Origin of the sequence: Haloferax sp. AB510, assembly GCF_024136985.1 — an archaeon.
GTDB lineage: Archaea > Halobacteriota > Halobacteria > Halobacteriales > Haloferacaceae > Haloferax.
In genome coordinates this window covers 1-4,083 of the sequence record NZ_JAMYJY010000172.1, presented here as the reverse complement: position 1 = coordinate 4,083, position 4,083 = coordinate 1, and the positions used below count along the sequence as shown (strand labels likewise).

Below are 4,083 nucleotides of genomic sequence, written 5' to 3'. Positions count from 1 at the left end.
CGCCGGCCGTCGGCCGCGGCGGTCCGAAGCCACCGCTCGAAGGCGTCGTCGTCGGTGCCGGCGGGTGCCGGAAGCACGGAGACGGTCGGGTCGGTCGGATGCGACTGGACAGCGGGCTCGCAGATGGTGCCATCCGAGACGGCGTCCGCCGAGCGTTTGACGCCGGCCATCGCGTGGAGGTTCGGCATGTCTCTGTCGGCGTCGACGGCGAGCACCGGGCCGTCGAGCGCGCTCGCCAGTCCGAGGGTCGTGGTGGTCTTGCCGCTGCCGCCCTTGCCGCCCGCGATTGCCAACATAGCCGAGGCTGGCCCCGGCTTGGTACTTGAACCTGCGGCGAAAACGAGTCGCGTCGAGCCGAGTTCAGTCGTTACAGCAACCGCCGGCCTCGCCGCCGAAGTCGACCGCCAACGGCTCCGAGATGGCCTCGTTAATCTTCTCCAACTCGCCGACGAGTTCGGCCTGCGCGAGGAGGTACTCCTCCATGACGGGTTCGGAGTGAAGCTCCTCCTGTGCCGCTTGGACTTTCTGGAGCCCCTCTTGGGTCGCTTCGCCCATCTGGCGAGCCACGTTGAACTCCTCGCGGAGCTGGTTGAACTCCGTGATGAGTTCCTGCACGTCGTCGTCGGCTTCGACGGCGGCCTTCGCCTCCTCGTAGGCTTCGTACTTCGGATGGTCGGCGATGGCTTCGCCGAGTTCGCGCCCGAGTTCTTCGAGCCGCGTCGTCTGCGTGCTCATAGCCGCGCGTTGGGGTGCGAGCGGTTTCAACCTGCCGAACGGGGAAGGAGAGTCGTCGAGCGGTCGCCCCCGTTGAGGGTTCAGACGTGGGACTCGACGAACGCGACCACGTCCTGCAGTTCGTCCGGGCTGACGCCGTGAGGCGCGCCGTAGAGGTTTGCAGTCACGTCCGCGCCGAGGTCACGGAGGCGCTCGGCCGCGCGTTCGACCCGCGAGGCCGGGATGATTTGGTCCATCGACCCGCCGCCGACGAACACCGGCTTGCCGGCGATGCCGTCGGGGTCGAGGTCGGCGTGCGAGTCCGCGAGATAGCCGTGGAGCGCGACGACCCACGCGTAGTCGTCGGGGTCGTCGAGGAGGAGCGACAGGCTGGTAATCGCGCCCTGACTGAAGCCGAGGAGGCCGATTCGGTCGGGGTCGATGTCGTACGCCTCGACCGCGCCGGCGATGGCCTCGCGGACGAGGTCCCGCGAGCGCTCGAACTGCTCGGCGTGGGGCTGGCTCTGGTGGAGGCCGCCCTCCGAGAGGTCGAGTTCGTACCACGTGTAGCCGCCCTGCAGGCGGTCGGGCGCGCGGAGGCTCACGACGTGGACGTGGTCGGGGAACTCCTGTGCGATAGACAGGAGGTCCTGTTCGTTCGAGCCGCGGCCGTGGAGCAGGACGACGGCGGGAGCCGGGCCGTCGCCCGGTTCCGACGGTTCGACGTGGACGTGTTCGAGGGGGATGTCGGACATGGACGGCGGTAGGCCGCGGCGAGTCTTGAATCCCCGAGTGACGAGAGGGTAACCGGGTGACGCCGTCGCCGACCCCGCACCGTCGTTCCGTGCGCGTGCGGGTGTGTGACGCTCGTTCGTGGGGAAGCGCGGTGGTTAAACGGCTCCGTCCGCAACGATGGGGCAATGAGTCAGGACGCCACCTCGGAGGGAGACCTTCGAAACACCGGGATGTCGCTCAAGCACGACCGGGAGTGGGACTACGAACTCGAACAGATCGTCGAAGCCATCGAGGAGCGCGACGCCAAGCGCGTCGGCCTCCAGTTCCCCGAGGGACTGAAGCGCCGCGGCCCGGCGGTCGCCGACGACCTCCGAGCGCTCTGCGACGACGACGTGACGTTCATGCTCTCCGGCCAGCCGTGTTACGGCGCGTGCGACCTCGACACTTACCTCATGCGGCGGACCGACGTGTTCGTCCACTTCGGCCACTCGCCGATGAAGGAGTCGGACAAAATCATCTACGTCCCGCTGTTCTCCAACGTCGACCCCTTCCCCATCATGGAGGACGCGCTCGACGACATCGAGGGCGACGAGGTCGGTCTCGTCACCACCGCCCAGCACATGAACCGCTTCGAGGACATGTGCGACTGGCTCGAAGAGCGCGGCTACACCGTCCAGACCCGCAAAGGCGACGACCGCCTCACCTACGAGGGACAGGTCCTCGGCTGCAACTACGCCTCCGCGGACATCCCGGCGGACGACGTGCTCTACGTCGGCGGCGGCAAGTTCCACCCGCTCGGCCTCGCGATGGAACACCCCGACAAGAACGTCGTCATCGCCGACCCCGTCAACAACGTCGTCACCATCGCCGACACGCGGAAGTTCATGAAACAGCGCTACGCCTCGGTCCACAAGGCGATGGACGCCGAGAAGTGGGGCGTCATCTTCTGTACGAAAATCGGCCAGGGTCGCATGGAAATCGCCGAGAAGATTCTGGAGGACAACGAGAACGCCTACCTCATCACGATGGACGAGGTGACGCCCGACCGGCTCCGGAACTTCGACATGGACGCGTTCGTCAACACCGGCTGTCCGCGCATCACGACCGACGACGGCCCGCGGTTCCACAAGCCGATGCTCACGCCGCAGGAGTACCGCATCGCCGTCGGCGACGAACCCCTCGACTCCCTCGAATTCGACACGTTCCACGGCACCTGGTAACCCGAGACGCACCACGACAGCCGGTACCCCGAAACTCCCGGTGAGCGCCCCCGGCCGCTACCAGCGCGTCGCTCTCGCGACGCCGCCGCGGGTTGCGTCCTGTTTCGACTCTCTCGTCTCGCTTCGTACGTATTCGATCTCCTGACAGTCAATCCAGAATACCTATACGAGTCGCCATTCGACCGACACGTATGGTCCCTCCACGAACACGAACCGCTCTCCTGAGCCTGCTCGGCGTCCTCGCACTCGCGGGAACCGCCGCCGCGCAGAACTTCGAATCCGCACAACAGCTTTCGCCGGTGTTCCGCGCCGGGGGGAGCTTCCTCATCGACCTCGTCGTCGGCGGCATCCTCGTCGCCGCGGCCCCGGCGTACACCAGAGACGCCATCGCCGAGATTCGAGACGATCCCGGCGGGTCGTTCCTCTGGGGCCTCGGCGTCGGTATCGGCGGCCTCATCGTCCTCGTCCTCCTCGCAATCACCATCATCGGCCTCCTCGTGGCGATTCCGGGGTTCCTCGCGTTCATCCTCCTCAGTATCGTCGGTGGCGCGATTTCGACCGTCCTCCTTGGGTCGCTCGTGACCGGCGTCGCCTCCGGCGGGTCGCCCTCGCTGGGCGTCTCGCTCGTCGTCGGCGCGCTCGTCGCCGCGGTCCTGTCGCTCGTCCCCATCCTCGGCGGCGTCATCCTGTTCGTCGTCGACACGCTCGGACTCGGCGTCATCGGGCGCAACCTCATCCGCTCGTGGACCTGACGCCGCGCCGGCGCTTCTGACAGGCGACTCTCAGGTGCCACCACAACATTCAGGGTACCGGTAGCGAATGGGTCAGACAGATGCCGACGACCCACCTCTCCGTCCTCGGACTCGACGTGCAGCGGGTCGTCACCCCGCTCGAAACCGCCGACGTCGACGCCGACCGGGTTCGTCTGGTCCGCGACGAGGCCGACCCCGAGCAGGGTCGCGACCCGGACGACTGCGCGCCCGGCGCGCCGCGAGCGAGTGCACACGCCGCGAAAACCGTCAGCGAACGGCTCGCGGGCCGGGGGACGGTCGACGAAGCACGGCTCCCCTTCACCGGCTCTTTCGAGGAACTGTACGCCGCGACGACCGACTTACTCCGCGAGGCCGCCGCGGACGGCGACGTGCGAGTGAACCTCGCCGGCGCGCCCCCGCAGGTCGCCGCCGCCTTCTACGCCGCGCGAACCGCCCTCGTCGACGGCGGCGAACTCGATCGCGGGACCGTCTCGATTCTGACCATTCCCGCGACCGACCGACCCGACCTCGCCGCCATCGACGACCTCCGGACGCTCGTCTCAGACGTCGAGGCCGCGTCCGACGCGTTCGCCGAGTTCCGCCGCGTCGCCGACGGCCCCGCGGCCACGGCCGTCGCCCGACCGCTCCGAATCGCTCTGTCG

The 4,083-nt window shown here is 67.9% G+C and carries 5 protein-coding genes and 1 pseudogene; 3 read left to right on the top strand and 3 right to left on the bottom strand.

Annotation, left to right across the window (positions count from 1 at the left end; translation table 11 throughout):
* The 3 genes and pseudogenes from NKF06_RS19890 to NKF06_RS19880 form a co-directional block, all read right to left on the bottom strand.
* Positions 1–296 (bottom strand): annotated as a pseudogene (locus tag NKF06_RS19890) (CDP-4-keto-6-deoxy-D-glucose-3-dehydrase); the annotation flags it as partial.
* 64 nt (positions 297–360) lie between these two features.
* Positions 361–735, bottom strand: a complete 375-nt coding sequence (locus NKF06_RS19885; RefSeq protein WP_058827825.1) for a YlbF family regulator — start codon at positions 733–735, stop codon at positions 361–363.
* Positions 736–815: 80 nt separating this feature from the next.
* Positions 816–1,469, bottom strand: coding sequence for a dienelactone hydrolase family protein (locus NKF06_RS19880; protein ID WP_058827826.1), 654 nt, complete (start codon positions 1,467–1,469; stop codon positions 816–818).
* Between the two features lie 165 nt (positions 1,470–1,634).
* Between NKF06_RS19880 and dph2 the strand changes: the two genes are divergently transcribed.
* The 3 genes from dph2 to NKF06_RS19865 all read left to right on the top strand — a co-directional run.
* Positions 1,635–2,669 carry a diphthamide biosynthesis enzyme Dph2 gene (dph2, locus tag NKF06_RS19875; protein ID WP_058827827.1) on the top strand — a complete coding sequence of 345 codons (1,035 nt, stop codon included), beginning with the start codon at positions 1,635–1,637 and terminating at the stop codon, positions 2,667–2,669.
* Between the two features lie 191 nt (positions 2,670–2,860).
* On the top strand, positions 2,861–3,421 hold the full coding sequence (locus NKF06_RS19870) for a hypothetical protein (protein ID WP_058827828.1): 561 nt from the start codon (positions 2,861–2,863) through the stop codon (positions 3,419–3,421).
* Between the two features lie 80 nt (positions 3,422–3,501).
* Positions 3,502–4,083: DUF6293 family protein (locus NKF06_RS19865; RefSeq protein WP_253246390.1), on the top strand; the 582-nt coding region annotated here is incomplete at its 3' end.